The 25,659-nt window shown below is 71.9% G+C and carries 23 protein-coding genes and 1 pseudogene; 11 read left to right on the top strand and 13 right to left on the bottom strand.

The genetic code is table 11. The features are described from left to right. Positions 1 to 33 precede the first annotated feature (33 nt). The 4 genes from QQM39_RS41185 to xylB form a co-directional block, all read right to left on the bottom strand. Positions 34 to 1,044, bottom strand: a complete 1,011-nt coding sequence (locus QQM39_RS41185; protein ID WP_302002670.1) for an acetamidase/formamidase family protein — start codon at positions 1,042 to 1,044, stop codon at positions 34 to 36. Beyond that, positions 1,041 to 2,537 carry an APC family permease gene (locus QQM39_RS41190; RefSeq protein WP_302002671.1) on the bottom strand — a complete coding sequence of 499 codons (1,497 nt, stop codon included), beginning with the start codon at positions 2,535 to 2,537 and terminating at the stop codon, positions 1,041 to 1,043. Before QQM39_RS41190 ends, QQM39_RS41185 begins: the two co-directional genes overlap by 4 nt. Positions 2,538 to 2,712: 175 nt before the next feature. Continuing rightward, positions 2,713 to 3,930: an ROK family transcriptional regulator gene (locus QQM39_RS41195; protein WP_302002672.1), complete on the bottom strand. Its 1,218-nt coding sequence runs from the start codon at positions 3,928 to 3,930 to the stop codon at positions 2,713 to 2,715. Positions 3,931 to 3,944: 14 nt separating this feature from the next. After that, entirely contained in the window at positions 3,945 to 5,390 is a 1,446-nt protein-coding gene (gene xylB / locus QQM39_RS41200; RefSeq protein ID WP_302002673.1) for a xylulokinase, read from the bottom strand. A gap of 203 nt (positions 5,391 to 5,593) precedes the next feature. Between xylB and xylA the strand changes: the two genes are divergently transcribed. After that, a complete protein-coding gene (xylA, locus tag QQM39_RS41205) occupies positions 5,594 to 6,760 on the top strand; it encodes a xylose isomerase (protein ID WP_302002674.1) in 1,167 nt (388 codons plus the stop codon). 461 nt (positions 6,761 to 7,221) lie between these two features. Further along, positions 7,222 to 7,482, top strand: coding sequence for a hypothetical protein (locus QQM39_RS41210; protein WP_302002675.1), 261 nt, complete (start codon positions 7,222 to 7,224; stop codon positions 7,480 to 7,482). Between the two features lie 263 nt (positions 7,483 to 7,745). On the opposite strand, the gene QQM39_RS41215 is transcribed toward QQM39_RS41210, so the two are convergent. After that, complete coding sequence (locus QQM39_RS41215) at positions 7,746 to 9,032, bottom strand: SWF or SNF family helicase (RefSeq protein WP_302002676.1); 1,287 nt, start codon at positions 9,030 to 9,032, stop codon at positions 7,746 to 7,748. Further along, positions 9,029 to 11,881, bottom strand: coding sequence for a DEAD/DEAH box helicase (locus QQM39_RS41220; RefSeq protein WP_302002677.1), 2,853 nt, complete (start codon positions 11,879 to 11,881; stop codon positions 9,029 to 9,031). The genes QQM39_RS41215 and QQM39_RS41220 overlap by 4 nt, the downstream gene beginning before the upstream one ends. Before the next feature lie 291 nt (positions 11,882 to 12,172). Between QQM39_RS41220 and QQM39_RS41225 the strand changes: the two genes are divergently transcribed. Next, entirely contained in the window at positions 12,173 to 12,355 is a 183-nt protein-coding gene (locus QQM39_RS41225) for a hypothetical protein (protein WP_302002678.1), read from the top strand. Here the strand turns inward: QQM39_RS41225 and QQM39_RS41230 are convergent. The 4 genes from QQM39_RS41230 to QQM39_RS41245 form a co-directional block, all read right to left on the bottom strand. Next, complete coding sequence (locus QQM39_RS41230) at positions 12,305 to 13,753, bottom strand: tannase/feruloyl esterase family alpha/beta hydrolase (RefSeq protein WP_302002679.1); 1,449 nt, start codon at positions 13,751 to 13,753, stop codon at positions 12,305 to 12,307. The two genes, QQM39_RS41225 and QQM39_RS41230, sit on opposite strands and share 51 nt — an antisense overlap. A gap of 369 nt (positions 13,754 to 14,122) precedes the next feature. Further along, positions 14,123 to 15,028, bottom strand: coding sequence for a hypothetical protein (locus QQM39_RS41235; protein WP_302002680.1), 906 nt, complete (start codon positions 15,026 to 15,028; stop codon positions 14,123 to 14,125). Between the two features lie 135 nt (positions 15,029 to 15,163). After that, positions 15,164 to 15,460 (bottom strand): hypothetical protein, encoded by a 297-nt coding sequence (locus tag QQM39_RS41240; protein WP_302003905.1) that lies wholly within the window; start codon positions 15,458 to 15,460, stop codon positions 15,164 to 15,166. Between the two features lie 183 nt (positions 15,461 to 15,643). After that, the gene (locus QQM39_RS41245) at positions 15,644 to 16,168 is read right to left on the bottom strand and encodes a PadR family transcriptional regulator (RefSeq protein WP_302002681.1); all 525 of its coding nucleotides are present in this window, start codon (positions 16,166 to 16,168) and stop codon (positions 15,644 to 15,646) included. A 119-nt stretch (positions 16,169 to 16,287) separates the two neighbouring features. Between QQM39_RS41245 and QQM39_RS41250 the strand changes: the two genes are divergently transcribed. Continuing rightward, complete coding sequence (locus QQM39_RS41250) at positions 16,288 to 17,043, top strand: alpha/beta fold hydrolase (RefSeq protein WP_302002682.1); 756 nt, start codon at positions 16,288 to 16,290, stop codon at positions 17,041 to 17,043. A gap of 4 nt (positions 17,044 to 17,047) precedes the next feature. Here QQM39_RS41250 and QQM39_RS41255 read toward each other — a convergent pair whose 3' ends face one another. Beyond that, entirely contained in the window at positions 17,048 to 17,647 is a 600-nt protein-coding gene (locus QQM39_RS41255) for a class I SAM-dependent methyltransferase (RefSeq protein ID WP_302002683.1), read from the bottom strand. Between the two features lie 151 nt (positions 17,648 to 17,798). On the opposite strand from QQM39_RS41255, the gene QQM39_RS41260 reads away from it, so the two are divergent. From QQM39_RS41260 to QQM39_RS41280, 5 genes are all read left to right on the top strand, one after another. Next, positions 17,799 to 18,572, top strand: coding sequence for an MHYT domain-containing protein (locus QQM39_RS41260; RefSeq protein WP_302002684.1), 774 nt, complete (start codon positions 17,799 to 17,801; stop codon positions 18,570 to 18,572). A gap of 66 nt (positions 18,573 to 18,638) precedes the next feature. Next, positions 18,639 to 21,161: a nitrate- and nitrite sensing domain-containing protein gene (locus QQM39_RS41265; RefSeq protein ID WP_302002685.1), complete on the top strand. Its 2,523-nt coding sequence runs from the start codon at positions 18,639 to 18,641 to the stop codon at positions 21,159 to 21,161. Between the two features lie 14 nt (positions 21,162 to 21,175). Continuing rightward, a complete protein-coding gene (locus tag QQM39_RS41270; RefSeq protein ID WP_302003906.1) occupies positions 21,176 to 21,631 on the top strand; it encodes a roadblock/LC7 domain-containing protein in 456 nt (151 codons plus the stop codon). Positions 21,632 to 21,653: 22 nt separating this feature from the next. Next, positions 21,654 to 22,067, top strand: a complete 414-nt coding sequence (locus QQM39_RS41275) for a DUF742 domain-containing protein (protein ID WP_302002686.1) — start codon at positions 21,654 to 21,656, stop codon at positions 22,065 to 22,067. Between the two features lie 119 nt (positions 22,068 to 22,186). Next, positions 22,187 to 22,792 carry an ATP/GTP-binding protein gene (locus QQM39_RS41280; protein ID WP_302002687.1) on the top strand — a complete coding sequence of 202 codons (606 nt, stop codon included), beginning with the start codon at positions 22,187 to 22,189 and terminating at the stop codon, positions 22,790 to 22,792. Positions 22,793 to 22,811: 19 nt separating this feature from the next. Here QQM39_RS41280 and QQM39_RS41285 read toward each other — a convergent pair. Continuing rightward, positions 22,812 to 23,241, bottom strand: a pseudogene (locus QQM39_RS41285) (PPOX class F420-dependent oxidoreductase). 96 nt (positions 23,242 to 23,337) lie between these two features. Here QQM39_RS41285 and QQM39_RS41290 point away from each other — a divergent pair. Continuing rightward, positions 23,338 to 23,751 carry a roadblock/LC7 domain-containing protein gene (locus QQM39_RS41290; RefSeq protein ID WP_302002688.1) on the top strand — a complete coding sequence of 138 codons (414 nt, stop codon included), beginning with the start codon at positions 23,338 to 23,340 and terminating at the stop codon, positions 23,749 to 23,751. 126 nt (positions 23,752 to 23,877) lie between these two features. Next, positions 23,878 to 24,789 carry a DUF6397 family protein gene (locus tag QQM39_RS41295; protein ID WP_302002689.1) on the top strand — a complete coding sequence of 304 codons (912 nt, stop codon included), beginning with the start codon at positions 23,878 to 23,880 and terminating at the stop codon, positions 24,787 to 24,789. On the opposite strand, the gene QQM39_RS41300 is transcribed toward QQM39_RS41295, so the two are convergent. Then, entirely contained in the window at positions 24,776 to 25,645 is an 870-nt protein-coding gene (locus QQM39_RS41300; protein WP_302002690.1) for an acyl-CoA thioesterase II, read from the bottom strand. The genes QQM39_RS41295 and QQM39_RS41300 overlap by 14 nt on opposite strands. Positions 25,646 to 25,659 lie beyond the last annotated feature (14 nt).

Here is a 25,659-nt window from a genome sequence, read left to right on the forward strand (position 1 = left end):
ATTGCCTTTCGGTGTCGAGGTCGGCCGGTGTGCTCAGCGCAGAGCCGCTGCCGTCTCCCGCAGCCGCGCATGAAGGCCGCGGTGCGTCTCGCGTGCGGGAAGCCACTGCTTGCGGATCTTTGCCACGCACGTGTAGTTGGTGTCGCAGACGTTGGCGAGCGGCGACTCGACGGCCTGGGTCGCGAACTGGTACGCGTCCAGTTCACTGAACCCGTAGTCGCGCACCAGCCACCGCACCAGGTCGAGCTGGGATATCCGGAACGCGTCCTCCAGCGGCCGGGCCGAGCCCGTCGAGATGATGTGCGTGTCCGACTCGATGCGGGGCCAGGGCGTGGCGAGCCCCTTGAGCAACTCGACGATCACCACGGTGTTCATCGCGCACTCGACCGCCACCCCACAGGTCTCGCCCTCGCCCTGCCGGGCGTGCCCGTCGCCGAGGCTGAGCAGCGCTCCCTCGACGTTCACCCCGAGATAGCAGGTGACGCCCGCCCGCATCTCGGGTGTGTCCATGTTCCCGCCGTGCGCGTCGGGCACCAGGGCCGAGCGCACCTCCAGATTGGCGGGGGCGACCCCGACCGTGCCGTGCATCGGGTCCATGGGCAGTTCGGCCTCGATGTCACTGTAGTGCGCCCGGAACAGCGCCGTACGTCGTGTCCGGTCGAGCTGCCAGATCCAGACGGTCTCCGGGAGCGGCGGCTGCAGCGTGGCCGTGGTGTGCGTGGAGGTCAGTGCGCCGAACAACGGGATCGTCGTCGACGCGGCCCAGTCCCGGGCCGGTTCGATGGACACGAAATGCACGGCCACCGTGTCACCCGGCTTGGCACCCTCGATGTGGAAGGGTCCCGTCTGCGGGTTGAGGTAGGGGAACTCGCACACCTCGGACACCAGATCCTTCTCCGACCGCACCCGCCCGGCGAAGCAGTCCTCCGTGTACAGGTCGAGGACCGTGCCGGGCGCGATGCGCGCCACGGGCGGTGCGCCCCCGAACGTCCAGGCGTATTCGCCCGGCTCAGGTCGCACGGTCAGGATCCTGGGGTCGCTCATCGCTGCACAGCTCCGTTCTGCGGAAGGCCGGTGGGGGAGGGGTCGTCGAGGTGCACACGGGCGGTCTCGGCTATGCATCCGGGGTGGCGCCGTATCAGCACGACCAGCACCACGACTCCGGCCGCCATCCACACACCGACCACGGATCCCGCGTACGACACCGGCGCGGTCAGCTCGGAGACGAAGTCGAAGACGGGCAGTCCCGCCGCGGTCAGCAGCGCGGGCACGAACGCGGCGATGCCGAGGGCGGGCAGGAGCAGATGCCGTACGGGCCTGAGCGCCTCGCGCCTGCGGCGCAGGAAGTAGCCGGCACAGGCGAGGTTCACGACGATGTACACGCCGATCACGACCGTCACGATCACCGTGGCCAGCAGCAGGAACGCCGTCACCGGGTCGTAGGCAAGCCCCAACCCCAGTACGGCGCCGACCGCGACGACGGTCTGTACGGCGATACCGGCGACGGGGGAGCGGTACTTGGGGTGCAGCACGGCCAGGATGCGGGGCAGCACACGGATGCGGGCCAGGGCGAACGCGGTCCGGGTGGAGACGTTGGCGCACGCGTTGGCGTTGGCGATGGCCGAGTTGACCACGGCCAGGAACACCAGCACCCAGAACAGCCCGAACGACGCCCGGGCCACGCCCTCCCAGGATGCGGCGCCGGAGGCCCCGAACTCCCCGAAGCGGTCCGGCCCGTAGTACACGGTCATGGCGTAGGTGGTGAGCACGTAGAACAGGCCGATGCCGAGGGCCGCCCCGAGCACCGCACGGTGCATCGTCCGGCGTGGGTTCCGGGTCTCCTCGGCCAGCGGTGCCGCGGCCTCGAATCCGGCGAAGGCGAGCACCGTGTAGACCGACCCGGCGAACACGCCGGTGACGCCCTCGTAGCCCTCCGCGGTGTGCGAAGTCCCGAACACGGACAGCGAGTTGTCCCCGCCCGCCTTGCCGATCAGCCAGACGGCGAACACCACGAGGACGACAACCTCGAAGACGCCGAGGATCGTGCCGAACCGGGCGGAGGCACGCACCCCCAAGTACCCGGAGACGGCGATGATCGCGGCACCCGCGAGCGCCCACGGCCACCACAGGTCCGCCGGATACGAGGACCACTCCTGGTGCAGCGTGCCCGCCGTCGTGAAGCCCAGCTGCAGAAGCAACAGCGGTGGGACGAGCGCCTCGACGAAGACATAGCCCCAGCCGACGAGGAAGCCAACGGCGGGATGCAGCCCTTGCGCCACATACGTGGACACCGAGCCCGCGGCCGGCAGTTCCCGCGCCAGCTCGGCGACGCACGACGCCGTGAACAGACACGCCACCAGCGCGATCAGCACCGACAGTGGCAGGCTTCCGCCCGCGAACGCCGCGCCCGCCGGAATGGACGCCGCGACCGCCGCGGCCGGCGCCATCGCCGTGATGCTCTGGAACAGGACCTCGCGCAACCCGATCGCGTCGCGCCGCAGCCCCGCAGTCGCTTGCCCCGCCGAATCCCCCGGCATGTGAATCCCCCTCATCCACGCCGATGCGCTCCCGTCGCCATGACACGACAGCTGCGCCTCGCGTGAATCACGGTACGGCGCGGGCGGGTTGGGCAGAAGAGCCCGCCGGCTTTCCGTGGACAGCCGCAAGTTTGTGGATAACTCGCTCACTCACAGGAGTGAACTCGGCCTGGTTTCAGGCTTGTTCCGCCACCGCCGCCACCGCCATCGGATCGTCCAGCACCGCTCGCACCACCGAGTGCGCGGCCCCCAGCAACGGCCCCTCGGGACCCAACCGCGACACGGACACCGGACAGGCGGGCCCGGCCGTGCGCCGGTCCAACTCGGCCTCCAGTGACGGCAGCAGCCAGGGCGCGAGCCCGGCCAGCGCGCCGCCCAGCACCACACTCTCGGGGTCCAGCAGATTGACCGCGCCCGTCAGTGCGACACCGAGCGCCGTTCCCGCCTCGCGCAGCGCCCGCCGTACGTCCTCGTCGCCGTCGGCGGCACGTCCGGCGAGCAGCCCGACGCGGTCCTCGTCCGACTCCAGACCGGCCGCGCGCAGCACCGCCTCCTCACCGGCGTACTGCTCCAGACAACCCCGCCCCCCGCACGGGCAGTCCGGCCCGTCCGGCTGGACCGGTACATGCCCCAACTCGCCGGCGAAACCACGCGTTCCGTGCAGCAGCCCGCCATCCACCACGACCGCCGCACCGATGCCTATCTCCGCCGACACGTGCAGGAAGTCGCGCGGCGTGCCGTCGCCGAGCCAGAGTTCGGCGAGCGCGCCGAAGTTGGCCTCGTTGCCCACGGTCAGCGGAAAGCCCACGGGCAGCAGCGCACCGAGATCCGTGTCCCGCCAGTCGAGGTTCGGCGCGCGCACCACCGTACGGGCGTCCCGCGCGACCAGACCCGGCACCGCGACCGCCAGGCCGGCGGGCCGGAGCCCCTCGCGCTCGGCCTCGGCGAGAACCTGGCGCACCAGTTCGGTGAGTTCCTCGATGACCGGTTCGGCGGCACGGCCACGGTTCGCGCCGTGCCGCACCGCCCTGGACCGCACCTCGCCGCGCAGATCGACCGCGCAGACGGCGAGGTGGTCGACGCCGACCTCCGCTCCGATGCCGGCCGGACCGTGCCCGCTGACGGCCAGCGCCGACCCGGGACGGCCCACCCGGCCGGGCCGCTCGGGACCGAGTTCCTCCAGCAGTCCCGAGCGGATCAGCTCGTCGACGAGCGTGGACACCGCGGCACGGGTCAGCCCTATGCGGGAGGCGACGGCGGCTCGGGAAAGCGGCCCCTCGGCACGCACGGTGTGCATCACCCGGGCGAGGTTGCGGCGGCGCATGCCCTGCTGGGTGTTGGGCAGCGCGCGGCCGGAGCCGGCCGGGTGGGCCTCGTGCAGCGGTGCGGTCATGCCTCCGTCCGTCCTCAGTGAGCTTCGGGGCTCCGCTGAAGCAGCGGGGCCGCGTCGGAGAGTACCCCGCTGATCCTGGCCAGCGTCTCCTCGTCCCGCTCCACGGCGTCGAGCACCGGCCCGCGCGTGGTGTTCCAGCGCCGGGCGACCGCGGCCGGATCCTCGCCGGTCAGCAGGCCGGCCGCCTGGGCCGCCGCGCCGAGGGCGACCAGTTCCTTGGCCTCGGGGACCTGTACCGGGCGTCCCGACAGCCGCCGTACGGTCTGCTGCCAGGCCGTGCCTCGGGCGCCGCCGCCGATCAGCAGCAGCGGGGCCGAGCGGTCCGCGTCCTCGTCCAGGACCAGGTCCAGGGCGCCGAGCAGCGCGTGGACGGCACCGTCGTAGGCGGCCTGCAGCAGCTGGCCGGCGGTCGTGTCGTGGCGCAGGCCGTGCAGGAGACCGGAGGCGTTCGGCAGGTTCGGGGTGCGTTCGCCGTCCAGGTAGGGCAGCAGCGTGAGGCCGGTGGTGGGCTCCACGGCCTCGCGGTCGAGGCCCAGCAGGGTCGCGAGGCGGTCGACGGCGAGCGTGCAGTTCAGGGTGCAGGCCAACGGCAGCCAGTCGCCGTGCGCGTCGGCGAAGCCCGCCACGGTGCCGGTCGGGTCGGCAGGGCGCCGCTTCGACACGGCGTACACAGTGCCCGACGTGCCGAGGCTCAGCACGGGCATACCGGGACGCAGGCCGAGGCCCAGTGCGGCGGCGGCGTTGTCGCCGGTGCCGGGGGCGACCAGGGTGCCCTTGGAGAACGGCAGGTCGTGGCTGTCGCGTACGGTGCCCGCGACCTCGCCGGGCCGTACCACACGGGGCAGCAGCGCCGGGTCGAGCCCCACGCGCGCGAGGATCTCGTCGTCGTACGACTCCGTGCCCGACGCCCACCAGCCCGTACCGGAGGCGTCGCCGCGGTCGGTGGTGCCCTGCCCGGTGAGGCGTTCGGTGAGGTAGTCGTGGGGGAGGCGTACGGCCTTGGTGGCCCGGACGGACTCCGGCTCGTTCTCGGCCAGCCAGGCCCACTTCGTGACCGTGAAGGAGGCGGCCGGTACGGAGCCGGTGCGTTCGGCCCAGAACTTCGCGCCGCCCAGCTCCTCGGTCAGGCGGCGGGCCTGCGGCGCCGAGCGCACATCGTTCCACAGCAGGGCCGGACGGACCGGCTCGCCCCGGTCGTCCAGCGTGACCAGACCGTGCTGCTGCCCGCCGATCGACACCGCGGCGGCCTCGTGCGCGGCGTCGCCGCACTGGCGCAGCGCCTCGCACAGGGCCTCCCACCACTGGCGCGGGTCGCTCTCGCGGCCGGCCCCGGAGGACACCGTGTGCGGTGCCTGGCCGCTCGCGACGACCCGCCCGGTCGACACGTCGACGACCAGCGCCTTCGTGGACTGGGTGGACGTGTCCACGCCGACGACGAGCGGACCCTCGGCTGCTGACATCGGGCTCTCCCTTTTCCGCGGCTGTGCGGGATCTGGCCTGCTGTTTCGAGGGTGCCCCGGATGACCACGACCCGGAACTCACCCCCTCAGGGACATCTTGTCCCTTCCCAGGGACGCGTTGGCATACTAATTTGTAAACCGCCATGACGAAATAGTCGTAGCGAGTCGTAGCAAGCAGTCGTCCGCAAGCAAGGAGCCGCGGCATGAGCTACCAGCCCACCCCCGAGGACAGGTTCACCTTCGGCCTGTGGACCGTCGGCTGGCAGGGACGGGACCCCTTCGGCGACGCCACCCGCCGTGCCCTCGACCCGGTCGAGACCGTGCAGCGCCTGGCCGAGCTCGGCGCCCACGGCGTCACCTTCCACGACGACGACCTGATCCCCTTCGGGTCCTCGGACACCGAGCGCGAGGCGCACATCAAGCGCTTCCGTGAGGCCCTCGACGCGACCGGCATGAAGGTGCCGATGGCGACCACCAACCTCTTCACGCACCCCGTCTTCAAGGACGGCGCGTTCACGGCCAACGACCGTGACGTGCGCCGTTACGCCCTGCGCAAGACGATCCGCAACATCGACCTGGCGGCCGAGCTGGGCGCCGAGACGTACGTCGCCTGGGGTGGCCGCGAGGGCGCCGAGTCCGGCGCCGCCAAGGACGTGCGCGTCGCGCTCGACCGCATGAAGGAGGCATTCGACCTTCTCGGCGAGTACGTCACCTCCCAGGGCTACGACCTCAAGTTCGCGATCGAGCCCAAGCCGAACGAGCCGCGCGGCGACATCCTGCTGCCGACCGTCGGCCACGCGCTGGCGTTCATCGAGCGCCTGGAGCGCCCCGAGCTGTACGGCGTCAACCCCGAGGTCGGCCACGAGCAGATGGCCGGGCTCAACTTCCCGCACGGCATCGCGCAGGCGCTGTGGGCGGGCAAGCTCTTCCACATCGACCTCAACGGCCAGTCCGGCATCAAGTACGACCAGGACCTGCGCTTCGGCGCCGGTGACCTGCGCTCCGCGTTCTGGCTGGTCGACCTCCTGGAGAGCGCCGGCTACACCGGGCCCCGCCACTTCGACTTCAAGCCGCCGCGGACCGAGGACCTCGACGGCGTGTGGGCGTCGGCCGCGGGCTGCATGCGCAACTACCTCATCCTGAAGGAGCGTTCGGCCGCCTTCCGCGCCGACCCGGAGGTCCAGGAGGCCCTGCGCACCTCGCGCCTGGACGAGCTGGCGCAGCCGACCGCGGCCGACGGCCTCAAGTCGCTGCTCGCGGACCGCACGGCCTTCGAGGAGTTCGACGTCGAGGCGGCCGCCGCGAGCGGGATGGCTTTTGAGCGTCTCGACCAGCTGGCGATGGACCACCTGCTGGGCGCCCGCGGCTGAGACCACGCGCGCGTGCCCGACGCCGCCTTGCCGCGTGTGACCGCCCGTTGAAGGATTCGGTCACACGCGGTACCGGTTGTTGGCCGGTCGCTGCGCGGAATGTTCCGGAATCATGCGATCCAAGGCATGGGCCCGAATCAACTCCCCTGTAGGGGTCGCGTCCTGACCGATGCGAGGCGACCCTTGACGGTATGGCCATGCCGCCCGTACCGCCTCAGCCGCCCGGACCGCCGGGTGACACGCCGCCTCCGGGCGGCTTCGGACCGCCTCCTGAAGGCTTCGGCCCCGGGCAGGGGACAGGAGGCGGCCATGAGACCACAAGGGGATACGGGACCCCTGGAGGCTACGGTCCTCCGCCGGGCGACAGCGGCCCGCCGTACGGTGGTTGGCCGCCGCCGGCGTCGCCCGGGGGCGGCGGTGGACCGGGGCGGCGGCGGAATCCACTCTTCATCCTGCTTGCCGTGATCGTGGCCGCCGGAGCCGTCGTGGCCGTGGTCTTGATGGCCTCGGGGAGCGACGACTCGCCCGACGAGAACCCGCCCGCCGAGAGCAGCACGAGCAGCTCGCCCAGGCCGTCCTTCAGCATCCCGACCGAGCTGCCCAGCAGGCTGCCGAGCGAGCTGCCGACATCGCTGCCTTCCGGGTTCCCGACAGAGCTGCCCAGCGGCTTTCCGAGCGATCTCGAATCGCTGCTGCCGTCACTGGTGGACGAGCTGCCGTAGTCACGGCACCGCTGGCGTGGATGCGCGGTACGCGTGCGTGGCACTCCGCAGCGGCCACGCACGCGTGCCCCACGCGAACAAGGTGGCTCGAGTCGGCCGCCAGATGCCGCGCGGCAACCGCACGTAGATCACCGACGTCTCCACGACCAGCTCCTTGGAAAGCTCCGGCACACCCGAGTCCGCCGGGTCGTCGAGTTGCTCGAGCGACCGGCCGACGGCCCCCGCCAGGGCCAGTCACCCTCCCAGGGGACGTCGGGCATGCCCTACGGCTGCTCCTCCTCGGCCGTAAGCCGCGCTGAGGCCAAGGCGGTTGCCGGATCCTGCGCAGGACCTCCTGCCGGCACCCAGCTGCCGTGTTCCTCGCGGTATGGCCACCAGCGTCCGTCCCGTGCCAGGCGCAGTTGGTTCGGCGCACCGGTGACCGTCCAGCGGTTGCCCTTCGCCCGCAGCGCCGGCCGTTCGTCTTCGTCCCAGGCCGAGTCCAGGGCGGCACGCGCGCGTGCGAGCGCCTCGCCCTCGACGGTCCACTCCTCGTCGAGTACGGACAGCGCGGTGATGCCCCCGAGACGCCAGGCGCGTACCGCCACCGCCAGCCCCTCGCGGCCGCGCCCCGAGCCGTCGGCCAACCGCTCCGCCACGCCGGCGGACGGGGAGCCGGAGGCCAGGCGGACCGCGTCCTGGTCGAGGGTCAACTCCGCTTCGACGGCACGCTGTTCCGGACCGGCTCGCAGGGCTTCCGCCAGCATGCGGTGTGCTTCCGCGGCGGTCCGGGCGGCCAGGAACTCCAGCGCGGCCGGGTCGACGCCGGACGCGGGAGGCGTCTCGGTGTCCAGGGAAGGCGGCACGCCCGGCTCGGCGGGCAGCTCGGGCAGGGCGGGCAGCGGCGGCAGGATGTCGCCTGTCGCATAGGCCTCGGCGGCGTCCACGCCCTCCGGATCGGACGGCGCGGACGGGTCCGACGGCTCGGAGGCGGGTGCGGCGCTGCGGGCCTGAAGGTCGTCCAGGAGGTCTCGTTCGCCCCGTCCGCGCATCAGCAGCAGCACGAAGGGGTCCTGGTCCAGGAGTCGTGCCACCTGGTAGCACAGGGCCGCTGTGTGGCCGCAGTGGTCCCAGGCTCCGCAGCCGCACTCCGGCTCCAGATCGCCCATGCCCGGCAGCAGTTCGATGCCTGTGGCGGCGGCGTCCTCCACCAGGTGCGGTGGCATGTCGCGATCGAGCAGTGCGGCGACATGGCCGGCCCGCTCGACGGTCATGTCCAGGAAGCGGTCCCACTGTTCGCCGGTCAGTTCCTCCAGCAGTACGTCGGCCCGGTGCGCCGTACGGTCGCGGCCCCGCACGACGGCAGTGATACGTCCCGGGCGCACCGACACCGCACCGACCGCTCCCGCGCGCGCGAGTGTGCGGCCGGCCTTGAGCTGCCCCGAGTCCAGCGCCGTCTCCTCCAGCCCCTTCAGCCAGGCCAGGCCCCACCATGTCTGTGCGAACCCCCGCCCGCGCGCGGGCGGCAGTGCGGCGAACGTGCGCTCCATGTCACCGTCGTGTCGAGTCATCGGGCGCCCCCTCGCAGTTCCACCAGATCGGCCAGCTCCGCGTCCGTCAGCTCCGTCAGCGCCGCCTCGCCGGCGCCGAGCACCGCGTCGGCCAGCTCCCGCTTGCGGCTCAGCATGTCGGCGATACGGTCCTCGATGGTTCCCTCGGCGATGAGTCGGTGCACCTGCACGGGCCGGGTCTGGCCGATGCGGTACGCGCGGTCCGTGGCCTGCGCCTCGACGGCGGGGTTCCACCAGCGGTCGTAGTGCACGACATGCTCGGCGCGGGTGAGGTTCAGGCCGGTGCCCGCGGCCTTCAACGACAGCAGGAACACCGGTACGTCACCGTCCTGGAAGCGCCGCACCAGGGCCTCGCGCTCGGCCACGGGGGTTCCGCCGTGCAGGAACTGCGAGGGCATGCCGCGGGCCGCCAGATGCTGTTCGATGAGGCGCCCCATGCGCACGTACTGCGTGAAGACCAGGACGCTCGACCCCTCGGAGAGGATGGTGTCGAGCAGTTCGTCCAGCAGTTCCAGCTTGCCCGACCGTCCGACGATCCTCGGCCGCTCCTCCTTGAGGAACTGCGCCGGGTGGTTGCAGATCTGCTTCAGACCCGTCAGGAGCTTCACGATCAGGCCCCGCCGCGCCATGCTGTCGGCTCCGGAGATCTCCGCGAGCGTCTGGCGGACCACGGCCTCGTACAGACCCGCCTGTTCCGCGGTGAGGGACACGGCACGATCGGTCTCCGTCTTCGGCGGCAGCTCCGGCGCGATCCCCGGATCCGACTTGCGCCGGCGCAGCAGGAACGGGCGCACGAGGCGGGTCAGGCGTTCCGCGGCGGCCGGATCCTGGCCGCTCTCGACAGCCTGCGCGTAACGCGCGCGGAAGGTGCCGAGTCGTCCCAGCAGGCCGGGCGTCGTCCAGTCGAGGATCGCCCACAGCTCCGACAGGTTGTTCTCCACCGGGGTGCCGGTGAGTGCCACGCGTGCGCGTGCGCCGATGGAGCGCAGCTCCCTGGCTGTCGCCGAGTACGGGTTCTTCACGTGCTGGGCCTCGTCCGCCACGACCATGCCCCACGGCACCTCGGCCAGGCGGCGCGCGTCCAGGCGCATCGTGCCGTACGTGGTGAGCACGAAGTCCCCGTCCGCCATGGAGTCCAGATCACGCCGAGACGCGTGGAAGCGGCGCACGCGTGTGCCGGGCGCGAACTTCTCGATCTCGCGCTGCCAGTTGCCCATCAGGGACGTCGGACACACCACCAGCGTCGGACCGGCGGACGAGGCGTCGGCCTGCCGGTGCAGATGCAACGCGATGAGCGTGATCGTCTTGCCGAGGCCCATGTCGTCGGCCAGACAGCAGCCCAGGCCCAGGGAGGTCATCCGGGCGAGCCAGCTCAGGCCACGCAGCTGGTAGTCCCGCAGCGTTGCCGTGAGCGCGGGAGGCTGCCCCACCGGCTCCTGCCCCTCGGGGTCCGCGAGCCGCTCGCGCAGCGCCGCCAGCCACCCTGTGGGCCGCACCTCGACCTGGCGGCCGTCCACCTCGGTGGAGCCCGTCAGAGCGGCGCCGAGCGCGTCGATGGGCGTCACCTTGCGGTCCTGCTGCGCGCGGGCGCGACGCACCTCCTGAGGATCGACGAGGACCCACTGGTCGCGCAGCCGCACCACCGGGCGGTTCGCCTCTGCCAGCCGGTCCAGCTCCTCGCGCGTGAGCCGCTGATCGCCCAGCGCGAACCACCAGTCGAAGGCGAGCAGCGCGTCGGCGGACAGGAACGACGGCGTGTCCGAGGAGACTCTGCCGGGCGCGGACTCCTCGTCCGGCGGACCGATCACGGCGCGGGCTGTCAGCGTGCGGGCCAGCGACTTGGGCCAGTGCACGTCGACGCCGGCCCCGGCCAGGGCTCGCGTGCCCTCTCCCAGGAGGTCGGTCACCTCCTCGTCGGCGAGTTCCACGGCGTCCGGAACGGCGGCCGAGAGCAACGGCGTGAGCGGACTCCAGGCCCGCGCGGCCCGGCGCAGCGCCAGCAGGGCGTCCATCCGCGCGCGCGGACCGAAGGCGTCGGATCCCGCCCACACGTCGCCCGCATCCGCGACCAGCGTCGGATCACTCACGCTGTGCACCTGCAGCACCGCCCGGAACGACAGCGCCGCGTCATCCTGCGTGGCCGCGGCGAGGCCGGGGAGCTCCAGCCGCAGGGAGAGCCGTACGCCCGCGTCGTGGCCGGAGGCGACATCGGCGGCCCACGCACGCTGCTCGGGCAGGTGCTGCGGCTCCTGAGCCGCGTATGCGGGCGCGCCTGTGACGAGCGCGGCCGCAGGGGAGCGGGGCAGCGCGTCGGCGACCGCGTCCAGGAAGTCCCGCAGCAGCCGCTCCGGGTCCGGCAGCCTCAGCGGCTCGACGCCCTCCAGCGGCACGGCGTGCGCTTCGGGCGGCATCGCGGCGGCAAGAGCGCGGATGCGTTCGACGTCCTCCGGGCGCAGGGGACCGGCGCGCCAGGCGTCATGGTCCTCTGCCGAGAGGCCGGGCAGGAGCAGGCCGCGTGCCATGATTTGCAGGGCCAGCACGGCTGCCGTGCCCCAGAACGCGACCGCCCGGGGAGCCTGCGCGGAGGCACGCGCACGCGTGAGCACAGGCAGGGCGGTGCGCACCGGCAGTACAGCGGCCGGCACGTTCACCAGCTCGACACCATCCTCGCCGGGCAGGGCGACGGCCAGCTCCTCGACGGATCCGGACGTCACGAGCGGAACAGCGCCGCCGTCGGCCCGCCAGAAGGCGACCCGGCCGGTGCGGGCCGGATCGCCAGGTACGAAAACGGCACGGCAGCAGGCCAGTTCGGAGATCTCGGACGGTGTTGCCTCGGGAAGCCTCGGCACGCTCTGTAGCACTCCTCAAATTTGACTACTCGGGTCGAGTGGCCGAGGGTACAGGAACGCGGCGGCCCATCCGGCATGCCCGTATCGTGACCTGGGTCACGCATCGGTCGGCGTGGGTATCTCTCCTGTGCGGAGCCCGGCGCGCCGACCGCACATCGGCTGTCACCGGATCTCCGTGACCAGTAGGGGCCGCACCTCAGGGTCGTCTCAGGGTCGCGGTTCGGAACCGCTGGAAGCGCGGACCCGTTTTCAGGTCAGAGAGCGGCAGTGGCCGCGAAGGAGGCGACGCAGATGTCGAAGAACGCGAAGATCGCTGCGGGAGGTGTGGCGGCCGGCCTCATCCTGCTGATCTGGCTGCCCTGGTGGGCGGCGCTCCTGATAGTCCTGGGAGTCCCGGCCGCCGCGTACCTCGCGCTCGACCCGTCACAGCGGCGCAGGCTGCGCCGCGCCACGCGCAAGGAACTCGGTCGCTGACGTCGCCTCGGCGGCCGGTCCGACCGGGGCTGACAGTGCGCAGGAGTTGAGCACATCGCCGCTCGCGGGCCTGCCGACGGTACGGTCCGCGGGCGGTGGAGTGCCGCGCTCCACCCATGAGGACAGTGCGTCGAACGCCGACCGGTAGCAGGGCAGGATCGGCCGGAGCCGGTCGGGACAGGTGTCGTACAGGCCGTCGACGTGAGTGCCGCCCGCGATCGTGAAATAGCGGTGCAGTGGTCCCCGTCCGCTCGCGTCGACCATGCGCGCGTACACATCCGAGTCGGTGGCCTTCGGCAGCAGCGCGTCCAGGTCGCCGTGCAGCGTGATCAGCGGTCTGCCGATGCGCCCGGTCAGCGCCACGCGGGCAACGGCGCGGCGGACGGACGCCGGACGCGTCGCGTAGTCGTACCTGGCATCGGACGCGCACGGCGCCAGGATCCGTTCCGAGGTGTTCCCGGCGGACGGGCCGGGGCAGCCGGGGGCGTAGGCGGGGTCGAACTCGGCGCGGTAGATCTTCTGCGTGACTCCCCAGTAGGCCTGCTCGTGGTAGGGCCACAGGAACTCGGAGCCGCGCGCGAAACCGACCGCGTACAGGTCCTCGTCCCGCGCGGAGCCGAGCATGCGTGCCACTGCCGTGGGCAAGGAGGTGAGCAGGTTGGGGCCGTCCGCGGTCCACAGGGCGCCCTCCCAGTCCACGCCGCCGTCGTACAGCTCGGGATGGTTCTCCAGCTGCCAGCGGGTGAGGTAGCCGCCATTGGAGATGCCGGTCATGTAGGTACGGCGGGGAGCGTGCCCGTAGCGTTGGGCCACCGCCTTGCGGGCGGCCCGGGTGAGCTGGGTGGTCCGCGCGTTCCACTCGGCGACCGCGTCACCGGGCCGCTTGCCGTCGCGGTAGAAGTCGGCGCCGTTGTTGCCCTTGTCGGTCGCCGCGTAGGCGTAACCCAGTGCGAGCACCTGGTCGGAGATCGCCGTGTCCGTCGCGTACTGCCTGCGGGTGCCCGGGGCTCCGGTGACGACCAGTCCGCCGTTCCAGCGGTCAGGCAGCCGGATCACGAACTGGGCGTCGTGATGCAGGCCGTGTGTGGCGTTGAAGCGAGAGGAGTCCGGGAAGTATCCGTCGATCTGAACCCCGGGAACCCCGGCCGGTGTCCGGGTGCCCCGTGCCGTCAGCCCGGCCTGGTCGGCCATGTCGGTATAGGGCGTGCCGGCGAGTCCCGCCGTGGTCAGATCGGCGAGGCAGGCGCTCTGCTGGAAGGCCGCGCCCGGCACCCGCAGGCGCTCCTGACGGGAGCAGTGGTGCTCGTCAACTGCCGTGGCTGTTGCCGGAGTCGGCCAGGTGAGGGCGGCGGTCAGCAGTGTGGCGGCAATGAGCGGAACACCTTGGGACAGGCGCATGACGGCCTCCTGGAAGGCGGGAGACGAGGGCAGCAGTGGGAGCGGAGCCGCGAAGGCTGCCTCATGGTGGGCGCCTGGCTCCGCACCTTCCATGGGCTCGGGCCACATGGAACGCCGCCGCCGGATGGGGTCCCGAGACATGCCGCTGTACAGGCCCCCACGACAGATGGGGGCTCAGTGCCCTTCCGTGAGGCCGATGGCTTCGGACACGAGACGCGGCGAACGCCCGCCCGACGTTCCCTGCACGCACGGGTACCGCAGCCGTGCCGTACGCGCCGCAGCCGTCCCGGACCCCGTAGTCGTGCCGGACGGCGGCGGGCGTCCCAGGCCCGCAGCCCGCGGCCGCTGCCGGGCCGCCCGGCGTGTGGCTCAGCTGGGGCGTACGGCCATCTTGTCGAGCGCTTCCAGCAGCCCGGGCAGCTCCGGCCCGCGGCCTACCGGCAGGACCTCGCCGGGTTCGTCGTCGAGGAGCACGAACGCGATGTCGTCGGTCCTGGCGACGAGCGACCAGCCGGGGCCGTCCGCGCGCAGGGTCCGTGCGTCGCCCGGAGCGAACGACGACCGGACGCGTCCAAGGGGCGGCGGGGAGTCCACGTACGCGCGTGCCTCGGCGAGGACCCGCCGGATGCCGCTGTGGCCGCCCTGGCTCTCGCCCGGCGCGCCCCTCTCGGCCTCGCCCTGGCCCTCCCCTTGAGCGACCCTCTCGGCCTCGCCCTGTTCTGCGCCCTCGTCCGCCGGCTCGGCGGCGTCCGAGGCACCGCCCGGCGTCGGGAAGTCGGCGTCGTCGATCTGCTCCCGCCACATCGCCCACTGCAACGCGATCTCGTCGGCGCCCAGGCGCCGCTGGGCCGGCCCCCACACGCTGGTGTCCGGCGGCGCGAGCGGCGGACCGTCGGCGAACTCGGGGCCGGGATCGTGCGGCGCCGGCACATTGGGGGCGGCGACGGCGACCGCGAGGGGCCACCCGGGCAGCGCGGCCACGACCGTTCGCTCGTCCGGTGACAGGTCGTACTCCATGCCGCAGTCCCAGGAGGCGATGGCGACGGCGACCAGGGAGGCGTCGTCGATGACGACCGTCCACCGGGCGCCGTCGCCGTCCTGGCCGAGTACCAGGCCGTACCCGTGGGCGAGCGGTGCGAGGCCGAGCGCCGCGCAGGCCTCCGGATAGTCGTCGCCCAGCACGCTCGGGAACTTCGCCGGCGTCAGCAGCACCGCCGTGAGCACATAGAGCGCATCGTCCGCGGCGGCGACGGCCTCCTCGTCCGTCCCGGCCATCCCAGCCTCCCCATAGGTTCGTCCATCGGCGCGCACCCTAGTGCGCCCGGAAGCCGCTTGTCACGACTCCCAGGCACACCCGGAGCTGCAGTTTTCCGACCGGACGGGGCGAATCGACCACGATTGCCCGCGCTGTCAGGCCGCCGGCAGCCCGAGGAGCGACCTGGCGACGGTCTGCGGCGACTCGTCGCGCTCCCGGGCGAGCGCGATGACGGCCCGGCACGCCAGCTCGCTCACGCCGAACGACAGCGCCTCCGGAGACACCCAGCCGGCGGCCTCGTCGATCTGCTCCTGGTCGTCCTCCGCGCAGGCCGACACATACACGGCGGCGGCCTCGAACAGGTTGTGCGTCTGCCTGTCCTTGCCGGTGTCCGCCTCCGAGCGCATGGAACGGAGAAATCTCGCACACGACTTGCGCACCATGCCCCACATGCTGACCGCCTTCCCCCTGCGTGGCACACCTGGTTGATCGTCCATCTTCCCCCCATCAACGTAGAGTTGGAGCCCCGGCGACAGAAGGGGGACGGCGCGGTGAAGCGCTTCGAGCGGCTCGCACAGCTCCGGCACCCGGCCGGTTACGGGCGTCCGGCGCTGCCCACGCGGCGCATCGGCCGGTCAGCCGCCGAGTGCGGCGATCGTCTCGCGCAGCCAGGTGAGTTCGGCCCGGGACGTGGCCCGCGCGATGGTCAGGATGCCGCGCCGGAAGGGATCGTCCAGTTCCTCGGCGCGCAGCGGCCGGTCGCCGTCGTAGAAGAAGCTGGCGGGCTCCTCGAGGAAGGCGAGTCGGCGTCGTAGTACGGCGGACTGGGCGGCCGCGTCGTCCAGGTGCCGCAGGAAGGCGAGCACCGTGAACCACCGGTTCTCGTCGCTGATGTCACGCGGGTCGGGCTCGGCGAGCCGGTGGCGCAGGTCCCGTCGGCCCGCTTCGGTCAGCGTCAGCACGTGACGAGGAGCGGCCACTGCTCCGGGCTCCGTGGCACGGGCCAGCAGGCCCGCCTTTTCCAGTCGCTTGATCGCGGGGTACAGCGTGCTCTCGGCGACCGGTTTCACGTGGCCCGTCAGTGCCGCGATGCGTTTGCGCAGCTCATAGCCGTGGAGCGGGGTGTCGTACAGGAATCCGAGGATGGCGAGTTCCAGCATGCCCACATTCTCACTCAGATCCGTGGTACATCGACGGTGGTGTACATCGGCCTGCTGATATATCGGCATCGAGGTATATCGTGGAGTGGGTGGTGACCAAGGCTCCAAGGGAGTACGCGATGAGGCAGGCCGAGTTCGACGGCAAGGGCAGTTGCATCCGCTGGACGGAGACGCCGGGGGAGGGGCCCGCGCGCGTGTATGTGCACGGACTTGGCGCGGTGTCCTCCGTGTACCACGCCCATGTCGCGGCTCGACCCGAGCTCTCGGGCCGACGGAGCCTGTTCGTCGACCTGCCGGGGCATGGGATCAGCGACCGGCCCGAGGACTTCGGGTACCGGCTGGATGAGCACGCCGACGCCCTCGCGGTGGCCCTGGACGCGGCGGAACTGAGCGGTGCGGAGCTGGTCGCGCACAGCATGGGCGGTTCCGTCGCCCTCGTGCTCGCCCACCGCCGGCCCGACCTCGTCTCCCGACTGGTCCTCACCGAGGCCAACCTCGACGCCTCGCCTCCGCCCGCCGCGGGGAGCGCGTGGATCACGGCCTACGAGGAGGAGGAGTTCGTCGGCGGCGCGCACGCGCGCGTGCTGGACGCGGTCGGGCCGCTGTGGGCGGCGACCATGCGGTTGGCCGACCCGCGCGCCCTGCACCGCAGCGCCGTGGGGCTGAGGCGGGGCTCCGAGCCGATCATGCGGGACATCCTCGAAGGGCTGACCATCGACCGCGCGTACCTTCAGGGCGAGCTCAGCGGTGAACTTCCGGGCAGGGAAGCCCTGGAGGCCGCGGGCGTGCGCGTGGTGACCGTGCCCGGCGCCGGCCACAACGTCATGTTCGACAACCCCGACGCCTTCGTGGCGGCCGTCGCCGGGCTGGGCTGAGACGTCAGGACTCCCGTACGGCCAGCGCCAGGAAGCGGTCGTCCTCGTCGACGTACGACGTCATGCGCCATCCGGAACCGGCCAGCAACGGCCGCAGGTTGTGCTCGGCGCGCAGGTCGCCCGGCGTGATCTGGCGGCCCTGGCGTGCCGCGAGTGCCGCCCTGCCGATCGGATGGAACAGTGCGAGCATGCCGCCACGGCGCACCACACGGGCCAACTCCCGCAGGTTCGTCGCCGGATGGGACAGGTGCGCGATGAGGCCGGCCGCGAACACGGCGTCGAGCGACTCCGACCGCAACGGCAGCGCGGCCACGTCGGCGAGCAGCAACTGCCCGTCGGCGTCGCGTCCGGCCCGTACGGCGGCCTCCAGCATGGCCGGGGTCAGATCGGCCCCCAGGACCACCCCCGAGGGCCCCACAGCGGCACGCAGGGGCGGCAGGGCCCGCCCGGTGCCGCAGCCCGCGTCGAGCACCCGGCCGCCCTCACGCAGCCCGAGCTCGGCGACCGCGGCCGCGTAGGCAGGCCCGTCGTCGGGGAACCGACTGTCCCAGTCGGCGGCGCGGGCGGTGAAGAACTCCTGCACATGCGTGTGGTCGTCGCTCATGTTTCGCATGATCCCTCACCGGCACGAATGACGTCGCTGTGCACACGTTCGAGCGTGACGCGATCGTTCCGGTGCATGTGTGCGTCATATTCCAACAGCTTTCGAAACGCGCCCCCTTCGTGCGCCCGTGCCCCCCTAGCGTCCCGGGTCCATGGGACACCTGGACCACGCCGCCCTGGGCTGGCTTACCCCCGTGCTGTCGTACGTGATGGCCTGCATAGGCGCCGCGCTCGGCCTGCGGTGCACCGTCCGCGCGCTCGCCGCCACCGGCCGCTCGCGCCGCAACTGGCTCGTCACCGCGGCCTCGGCGATCGGCACGGGCATCTGGACCATGCACTTCGTGGCCATGCTGGGCTTCAGCGTCAGTGGCACCGACATCCGCTACGACGTGCCGCTCACCGTCGTGAGCCTGCTCGTCGCCATGACCGTCGTCTGCGCCGGAGTCTTCGCCGTCGGCTACAGCCGTGACCGGACCCGCGCGCTCTTCCTCGGCGGTCTCACCACCGGGCTCGGCGTCGCGAGCATGCACTACCTGGGCATGGCCGCCGTACGACTCCACGGCGACGTCACCTACGACCCCGCCCTCGTCGGACTCTCCGTCCTGATCGCCGTCGTCGCGGCTACGGCGGCCCTGTGGGCGGCGCTCAACATCAAGTCGCCCGTCGCCGTCACCATCGCCTCCCTGATCATGGGCGCGGCGGTCAGCAGCATGCACTTCACAGGGATGTTCGCCGTCGGCGTAAGCGTCACGCCCTCCGGTGACGTCCTGCCCGGGGCCACGGCGATGCAGTTCATCTTCCCCCTCGCCGTCGGCCTCGGCTCCTACCTCTTCCTGACCTCGGCGTTCGTCGCGCTCTCGCCCACAACGAGGGAGCGCGAGGCATCCGCGTCGGCCCAGCGGTCGGTCGAGAGCGTCGCCGGCTAGCGGCGGGTCCGGACCGGTGACGGCCCGGAAAGGCCCGCCCCCGAACCCCTTCCGAGCGAGGAGGCCATGCGTACACCCCGCAGGACCACCGCAGTCGGCGCCGAGACGCCGTCCCCGCCCCCCGTGCGCGGCCGCCGCGCCCATGCCGGACCGCCGGCCGACGAAGGCCCGGAAGAACTCACGGGCGCAGCGCCGGACGACCCACCCGCGCGCGTGGAGCGCTGGCGTATACGGCCGCGCACCGTCCGCGCCAAGATCGTCTGTCTGCTGATGGTGCCGGTCGTGTCGCTGCTGGCCCTATGGGCCTACGCCACCGTCACCACCGCGCAGGACGTCGCGAGGCTGCGCCAGTTGCAGCGCGTCGACGCCGAGATCAGGGCGCCCGTCGCGGCCGCCGTCGCCGCCCTCCAGGCCGAACGCGAGGCCGCGGTGCGCTACGCCACCGACTCTTCCGCCGCACAGAGCGCCGACTTCAAGGCGCTCGCGGAAGGCACCGACAAGGCGGTGGCGCAGCTGCGGCTCGGCGACCGCAGCACCGTCGCCGACAGCGAGGAGCTTCCCGCCGGGGTGGCGCGGCGTCTCGAGGCCTTCGTCACCCGTGCCGAGCAGCTGAGCACCGTACGCAGTGCTGTCATCGACCGCCGCTCCGGCTGGGACGAGGCGTACGGGCGGTACACGAAGACCGTCGCGAGCGCGTTCTCGGTGGGCGGCGCGCTCACCGGCATCCAGGACGCCGAACTCGGCTCCGACGCGCGCGTGCTGCTCGAATTCGCCCGCGCGGGCGAGGCGCTGGCCCAGGAGGACGTGGTGCTGGACAGCGCACGCCTCGCCGGGCGTCTCGACGGAGAGCGGTTGCGGCTGTTCACCGGCGCCGTCGACACCCGCCGTACGCTCACCGAATCCGCCGTCGCGGACCTGCGCGGCCCGGAACGCGCGGCCTGGCAGAGCCTCGCCGACGGCAGCGCCTACGCGACCGTGGCCGCCGTAGAGGACAAGGTCCTCGCCACCGCACCGGGCGTACGGGCGATCGACGCCGCGGCGGAAGCCACCTGGAGCAAGGCACGCGCACGCGTGCAGGGCGGAATGCGGACGATCGAGCAGGACGCCGGGCGCGGAGTCGCGGACAGCGCCGACCCCTTCACCCGTGGCCTGCTCACCCCGGCCGGCGCCGCCGTCCTCCTCGGCCTCGCCGCCGTCGCCGCCTCTCTCGTGATCTCCGTACGCATCGGCCGCGGCCTCGTCGTCGAGCTGGTCAGCCTGCGCAACGGCGCCCTGGAGATCGCCCGGCGCAAACTCCCCGAAGCCATGCGCAAGCTGCGTGCCGGTGAGGAGATCGACGTCCGGGCCGAGGCGCCACCCGGACCGCCCGCCGAGGACGAGACCGGTCAGGTCGCCGAGGCCCTGGCCACCGTCCACCGCGCCGCGCTGCGGGCCGCCGTGGAGCGCGCCGAACTCGCCAGCGGCATCTCCGGCGTCTTCGTCAACCTCGCCCGCCGCAGCCAGATCCTCGTGCACCGCCAACTGAGCCTCCTGGACAGCATGGAACGGCGCTCCGACGACCCCGACGAACTGAGCGACCTCTTCCGGCTCGACCACCTCACCACCCGTATGCGACGCCATGCCGAGAGCCTGATCATCCTCTCGGGAGCGGCCCCCGGGCGGGCCTGGCGGATGCCGGTCTCCCTGACCGACGTGGTCCGCGCGGCCGTCTCCGAAGTAGAGGACTACGCGCGCGTGGAGGTACGGCTGCTCCCCGAGGCGTCCGTCATCGGCGCGGCCGTCGCCGACCTCACCCACCTCCTGGCGGAGATCGTGGAGAACGCCGCCCAGTTCTCGCCGCCCCACACGCGCGTGCGCATCACCGGAGAGCCCGTCGGCAACGGTTACGCCGTCGAGGTCGAGGACCGCGGTCTGGGCATGGGCAAGGAGACCCTCGTCGAGGCCAACCGGCGCATCGAACAGTCCGAGTCGCTCGACCTGTTCGACAGCGACCGGCTCGGCCTCTTCGTCGTCAGCAGGCTCGCCTCCCGGCATGGCATCAAGGTGCACCTGCGCACCTCGCCGTACGGCGGCACCACCGCGGTCGTCCTGCTGCCCACCGCCCTGCTGCACGAGGCCACGGCGGAACGTTCCCCCGGGAGGAAGGCGGACAGCGAGCGGCCCGCCGAGCGTGCGTACGCGCGCGTGCCAGCCGCCGACCGGCCCCAGGAGTCCGTCCACGCGGTCGCCGAGCGGCCCGCGCTGGTCGCTCCCGTGCCGGTCGTGGAGGCCCGCACGACCGACACCCCACCCCCGGGAGTCACCACCTTGCGACTGCACCGCCCCCCGGACGACTCCGAAGCCTCCGACGACCTCCCACGCCGCGTACGGCAGGCGAGCCTCGCCCCCCAGCTGCGCGAGGGGCGCCCCGAGGAGCCGGCGCAGCCGCCCCCAGCCCGCGACGACGACCAGCGCACCCCCGAACTCGTACGGGACCGCATGGCGGCCTACCGGGACGGCTGGGCGCGCGGCGGCGGCAGGCAGCCCGGCCGCGGTGCCACTCCCGATTCCACAGCGCGCAGTGACAGCAGCGAAGGAGACCCCGCATGATCCAGGATCCGAGCATGAGGGCCGACGTGGGGGTCCCCCCGCTCGAGCGAAGCCGAGAGTGGGGGAGGGCCGGCGAACTCGACTGGCTGCTGGACGACTTGGTGCTGCGGGTGACCGAGGTACGGCACGCCGTGGTGCTGTCCAACGACGGGCTGGCCGTGGGCGCGTCGACCGACCTGCGCCGCGAGGACGCCGAGCACCTCGCCGCGGTCGCCTCCGGCTTCCACAGTCTCGCCAAGGGCGCGGGTCGGCACTTCGGCGCCGGCGGGGTGCGCCAGACCATGGTGGAGATGGACGACGCCTTCCTGTTCGTGGCGGCCGCGGGCGACGGCTCCTGTCTAGCCGTCCTCACCGCCGTGACCGCCGACATCGGACTGGTGGCGTACGAGATGGCACGGCTGGTCAAACGCGTCGGCGAGCATCTCTACACGCCGACGCGCATGGCAGCGCGGCCGCCCGCCGCGGGATGAGCCGGAAGGGCGGTCCGCGCGCATGACCGAGGACACGACGGGCGCCCCGCACGAGCAGGGCAGCCAGTGGTACGACAGCGAGGCCGGGCCCCTCGTCCGCCCGTACGCCATGACGGGCGGACGCACCGACCCCGGCCCCACCGGGGTGCGTTTCGACCTGATCGCCCTGGTCACCCTGGACGCTTCCGTGCCCGGAGCCGACGACGACACCGCGCTCGGGCCGGAACACCGGGCCCTCATCGAGCTGTGCCGTACGGAGACGCAGTCGGTCGCGGAACTCGCCGCCGGCGCCGATCTGCCCGTGGGGGTCGTCAGGGTGCTCCTCGGCGACCTCCTGGAACTGGGCTGCGTCACCGTCAGCCGTCCGGTACCACCCGCACAGCTTCCGGACGAACGGATTCTGCGTGAGGTGATCGAAGGATTGCGGGCGCTGTAGATGAGATTCCAGAACCAGTCAAAAGTGTTCCAATCCCGCGAAGGGCGGCCGCAGTTGTCATGATGCTGACTTCGCACCGTGACGTCGACCGATGCCGGCACTCCCGAGAGAAGTGATCGATGGTCTCCGAGCACTCCGACGCCTCCGACGGCGAGACGGCCGCCCTGGCGCTGAAGATCCTGGTCGCCGGCGGGTTCGGCGTGGGCAAGACCACCATGGTGGGCGCGGTCAGTGAGATCCGGCCGCTGCGCACCGAGGAACTGCTCAGTGAAGCAGGGCAGTTGGTGGACGACACCGACGGTGTGGACCAGAAGGTCACCACGACCGTCGCCATGGACTTCGGACGCATCACCATCCGGTCCGGCCTGTCCCTCTACCTCTTCGGCACCCCGGGCCAGGACCGCTTCTGGTTCCTGTGGGACGAGCTGTCACAAGGTGCCCTGGGCGCGGTGGTCCTCGCGGACACCCGGCGCCTGGAGGACTGTTTCCCCGCGGTGGACTACTTCGAGCACCGGCACATCCCGTTCGTGGTGGCCGTCAACTGCTTCGCGGGCGCCCGGACGTACGGCGCCCACGACGTCTCACGCGCCCTCGACCTGGACAGCGGTACACCCGTGGTGCTCTGCGACGCCCGGGACCGCGACTCGGGAAAGGAGGTGCTGATCCGCCTCGTCGAGTACGCCGGGCGGATGCACACCGCCCGGCTGCTCGATTCCGTGGGCTGACTGGTTCTGACCCCCGTCGTCAGTCCGCGACGCCCTTCTCCGCCAGCACCTTCTTCGATCGTGACGCGGACGAGGAGTTCACCCGGCACGCCGTTGCGGGCCCCGAACTCCTCCGCGCGTTCCTCGCCCATGTACCGAGCCCCGATACGACCGGCCCAGTGCCTCAACTCCGCCGGATCCTCCGAAATCCGGGCGATGCCCTGAAGTACCACGAAGTCGTATGGCGGCCGGTCGACGTCCACGCACAGCGCCACCCGGCCGTCACGGGCCAGATTGCGGCCCTTCACACTCGACTTGCCGGTGTTGAACACCAACTCGTCCCCGTCCAGCACGAACCAGATCGGCGTCACATGCGGACTCCCGTCGGCCCGCACGGTCGACAACTTTCCGGTGCGTGTGCCCTGTGAGACGAACGCCCGCCATTCCTCATCGGTCATCTTCTGCGCCATGCCCCCATCCTCCTTGCCCACGGGCGGGATCGTCGGGAAAGGTGGCGAAGAGATCCTCCGGCGCAGGGGGAGACATCTACACGGGGAGACCGGAACATGGCGCAGAACCAGGGACTTGGCTGGTTGCTGGACGACCTGACGGAGCGCGTCGATCATGTGCGGCACGCGTTGGTGCTGTCCAACGACGGTCTGGTGACGGGTGCGAGCACGGGACTGCGGCGCGAGGACGCCGAGCACCTCGCCGCCGTCTCGTCCGGACTGCACAGCCTCGCCAAGGGTTCGGGACGGCACTTCGGCGCGGGCAGAGTGCGCCAGACCATGATCGAGTTCGACGACGCGGTGCTGTTCGTCACGGCGGCGGGCACCGGCAGCTGCCTGTGCGTGCTCAGCGGCGCGGAGGCGGACATCGGCCAGATCGCCTACGAGATGACCCTGCTCGTCAACCGGGTCGGCGAGCACCTCGACGTGGACGCCCGACAGCCCGAACGGGCGCCGATCACAGACGCCTGACCTGCTGATTCGCCGTCCCCGTGGAGTTATCCACAGGCTCGCCACAAGATTCGCCCGACCGGCTACGGTTTTTGTCACGGCGAGCGCACTCAGCGTGAGCCACTGACTCCACGGGGGAGACCGATCATGTCAGGCGACACCGTCACGAAACCGCACCACCTCTCCTGTACGCCGAGTCGCGCCGCCCGCGAACTGGGCCTGAAGCGAGGAGAGTTGGACCTCGCCGTCCACATCGGACTCATCCGGACCGTGCCGGACGAGGGAGGTGGGGGCCGCCGCGTCCCGCGGTCGGAGATCGACCGGGTGCGTTCGGGGGCCGGGTTCCCCGAATCGTTGCAGGACCGCGTGAAGGTGGTGGGTACGACGGAGGGCGCGGGCGTCGTGGACGTGCCCATCGGCAGGTTCACGCGTCTGGCGCGCCTGGGGCTGGTCGTGCCGGTGACGTGGTACCTCAATCGCTACCGCGCCGTGGTCTGGTTGTATCTGGCCGAGGAGTTGAGGCAGTTCGCCACCGACGAGAAGAACGCCCCGCTGCTGAACGCCCGACGTACGCCCGAAGGGCTGCGCGGCATGCTGGACGCGGGCGTGGATCTGCGGGCGCGCAACTGGCGGGGACGTCATCGGGGATTCCTGCTGCGGCTGGCTGACGACCCGTGGGAGAGCGCCGGCGCGCTGGCCGCCTTCCTCGACCCCGTACAGATCGCGGAAATCGTCCCCGACCCCTATGAGCGCTCCCATCTGAACCGCTTCCGGCCGGGGCCGCCGGCATCCGGCGCACCGGGCTCGCCTGCCGCCCACCTCGCCGAGAGGATCATGACGGCGGACGACCCGGACGAGATCGGCCTGCTGCGGGCCGAACTGACGGCAGTGCTGGAGATGGCGCGCGAGAGGCGGCCGGCCCCGCGTCCGACGGCGACGCGGGTCCCGGCTCCAGGGCATCCGGTGCTCCTCGGTCCGCCACGGCCCGAGGAGCCGGAACCGCCACGCGGCTTGCTGAGCTGGCTGCGCCGCAGAAGCCACCGGGCTACAGCGCCCTGAACAGGCCTTCCTGGACGACGGACACCAACAGGCGTCCTTCCACGTCGTAGATCCGCCCACGGGCGAGCCCGCGCCCGCCGGTCGCGATCGGTGACTCCTGGTCGTACAGGAACCACTCGTCCGCGCGGAACGGCCGGTGGAACCACATCGCGTGGTCCAGCGACGCGATGTCGAAACTCCGCGGACCCCACAGGGGTTCGACCGGGATACGGACGGCGTCCAGGAGGGTCATGTCACTGGCGTAGGTCAGCGCGCAGGTGTGCACGACCGGGTCGTCGCCGAGCGGCCCGACCGCGCGCATCCACACCGCGCTGCGCGGTTCGGCGTCCTTGACCTCTTCGGCGGTCCAGCGCAGCCGGTCCACATAGCGGATGTCGAAGGGCTGACGGCGCGCCATCCGCTCCAACTGCTCGGGCAGCGCGCCCAGATGCTCCCGGATCTCGTCGGTCACCGTCGGCAGCGACTCCGGGTCCGGGACCTTGCGGGCCGGCGGCAGCTGGTGCTCGAAGCCCGCTTGCTCAGGCTGATGAAAGGAGGCGGTGAGATTGAAGATCGTGCGGCCCTGCTGCACGGCGGTGACCCGGCGGGTCGTGAACGACCGGCCGTCCCGCACCCGTTCGACCTGGTACACGATCGGCACGCCCGGCCTGCCCGGGCGCAGGAAGTACGCGTGCAGCGAGTGCACCGGGCGGTCGCCGTCCGTGGTGCGCGCGGCGGCGACCAGTGCCTGGCCGGCCACCTGGCCGCCGAAGACCCGCTGCAGGGACTCCTGCGGGCTGCGGCCGCGGAAGATGTTGACCTCGATCTGCTCCAGGTCGAGCAGGTCGACGAGCCTCTCGGCCGGGTTCGTCGTCATGGGTGGGATTCTCC

Source organism: Streptomyces sp. DT2A-34, from assembly GCF_030499515.1.
In the GTDB taxonomy this organism is placed as follows: domain Bacteria; phylum Actinomycetota; class Actinomycetes; order Streptomycetales; family Streptomycetaceae; genus Streptomyces.

What these genes read in the sequence shown, in the direction of transcription:
- QQM39_RS41275 (WP_302002686.1), top strand. Translation starts at nt 21,654, where the DNA reads ATGACCGAGGACACGACGGGCGCCCCGCACGAGCAGGGCAGCCAGTGG.
- QQM39_RS41245 (WP_302002681.1), bottom strand. Translation starts at nt 16,168, where the DNA reads ATGCTGGAACTCGCCATCCTCGGATTCCTGTACGACACCCCGCTCCAC.
- QQM39_RS41250 (WP_302002682.1), top strand. Translation starts at nt 16,288, where the DNA reads ATGAGGCAGGCCGAGTTCGACGGCAAGGGCAGTTGCATCCGCTGGACG.
- QQM39_RS41270 (WP_302003906.1), top strand. Translation starts at nt 21,176, where the DNA reads ATGAGGGCCGACGTGGGGGTCCCCCCGCTCGAGCGAAGCCGAGAGTGG.
- QQM39_RS41260 (WP_302002684.1), top strand. Translation starts at nt 17,799, where the DNA reads ATGGGACACCTGGACCACGCCGCCCTGGGCTGGCTTACCCCCGTGCTG.
- QQM39_RS41195 (WP_302002672.1), bottom strand. Translation starts at nt 3,930, where the DNA reads ATGACCGCACCGCTGCACGAGGCCCACCCGGCCGGCTCCGGCCGCGCG.
- QQM39_RS41255 (WP_302002683.1), bottom strand. Translation starts at nt 17,647, where the DNA reads ATGAGCGACGACCACACGCATGTGCAGGAGTTCTTCACCGCCCGCGCC.
- QQM39_RS41280 (WP_302002687.1), top strand. Translation starts at nt 22,187, where the DNA reads ATGGTCTCCGAGCACTCCGACGCCTCCGACGGCGAGACGGCCGCCCTG.
- QQM39_RS41295 (WP_302002689.1), top strand. Translation starts at nt 23,878, where the DNA reads ATGTCAGGCGACACCGTCACGAAACCGCACCACCTCTCCTGTACGCCG.
- xylA (WP_302002674.1), top strand. Translation starts at nt 5,594, where the DNA reads ATGAGCTACCAGCCCACCCCCGAGGACAGGTTCACCTTCGGCCTGTGG.
- QQM39_RS41185 (WP_302002670.1), bottom strand. Translation starts at nt 1,044, where the DNA reads ATGAGCGACCCCAGGATCCTGACCGTGCGACCTGAGCCGGGCGAATAC.
- QQM39_RS41290 (WP_302002688.1), top strand. Translation starts at nt 23,338, where the DNA reads ATGGCGCAGAACCAGGGACTTGGCTGGTTGCTGGACGACCTGACGGAG.
- QQM39_RS41300 (WP_302002690.1), bottom strand. Translation starts at nt 25,645, where the DNA reads ATGACGACGAACCCGGCCGAGAGGCTCGTCGACCTGCTCGACCTGGAG.
- QQM39_RS41190 (WP_302002671.1), bottom strand. Translation starts at nt 2,537, where the DNA reads ATGCCGGGGGATTCGGCGGGGCAAGCGACTGCGGGGCTGCGGCGCGAC.
- QQM39_RS41230 (WP_302002679.1), bottom strand. Translation starts at nt 13,753, where the DNA reads ATGCGCCTGTCCCAAGGTGTTCCGCTCATTGCCGCCACACTGCTGACC.
- xylB (WP_302002673.1), bottom strand. Translation starts at nt 5,390, where the DNA reads ATGTCAGCAGCCGAGGGTCCGCTCGTCGTCGGCGTGGACACGTCCACC.
- QQM39_RS41215 (WP_302002676.1), bottom strand. Translation starts at nt 9,032, where the DNA reads ATGACTCGACACGACGGTGACATGGAGCGCACGTTCGCCGCACTGCCG.
- QQM39_RS41240 (WP_302003905.1), bottom strand. Translation starts at nt 15,460, where the DNA reads ATGTGGGGCATGGTGCGCAAGTCGTGTGCGAGATTTCTCCGTTCCATG.
- QQM39_RS41225 (WP_302002678.1), top strand. Translation starts at nt 12,173, where the DNA reads ATGTCGAAGAACGCGAAGATCGCTGCGGGAGGTGTGGCGGCCGGCCTC.
- QQM39_RS41265 (WP_302002685.1), top strand. Translation starts at nt 18,639, where the DNA reads ATGCGTACACCCCGCAGGACCACCGCAGTCGGCGCCGAGACGCCGTCC.
- QQM39_RS41235 (WP_302002680.1), bottom strand. Translation starts at nt 15,028, where the DNA reads ATGGCCGGGACGGACGAGGAGGCCGTCGCCGCCGCGGACGATGCGCTC.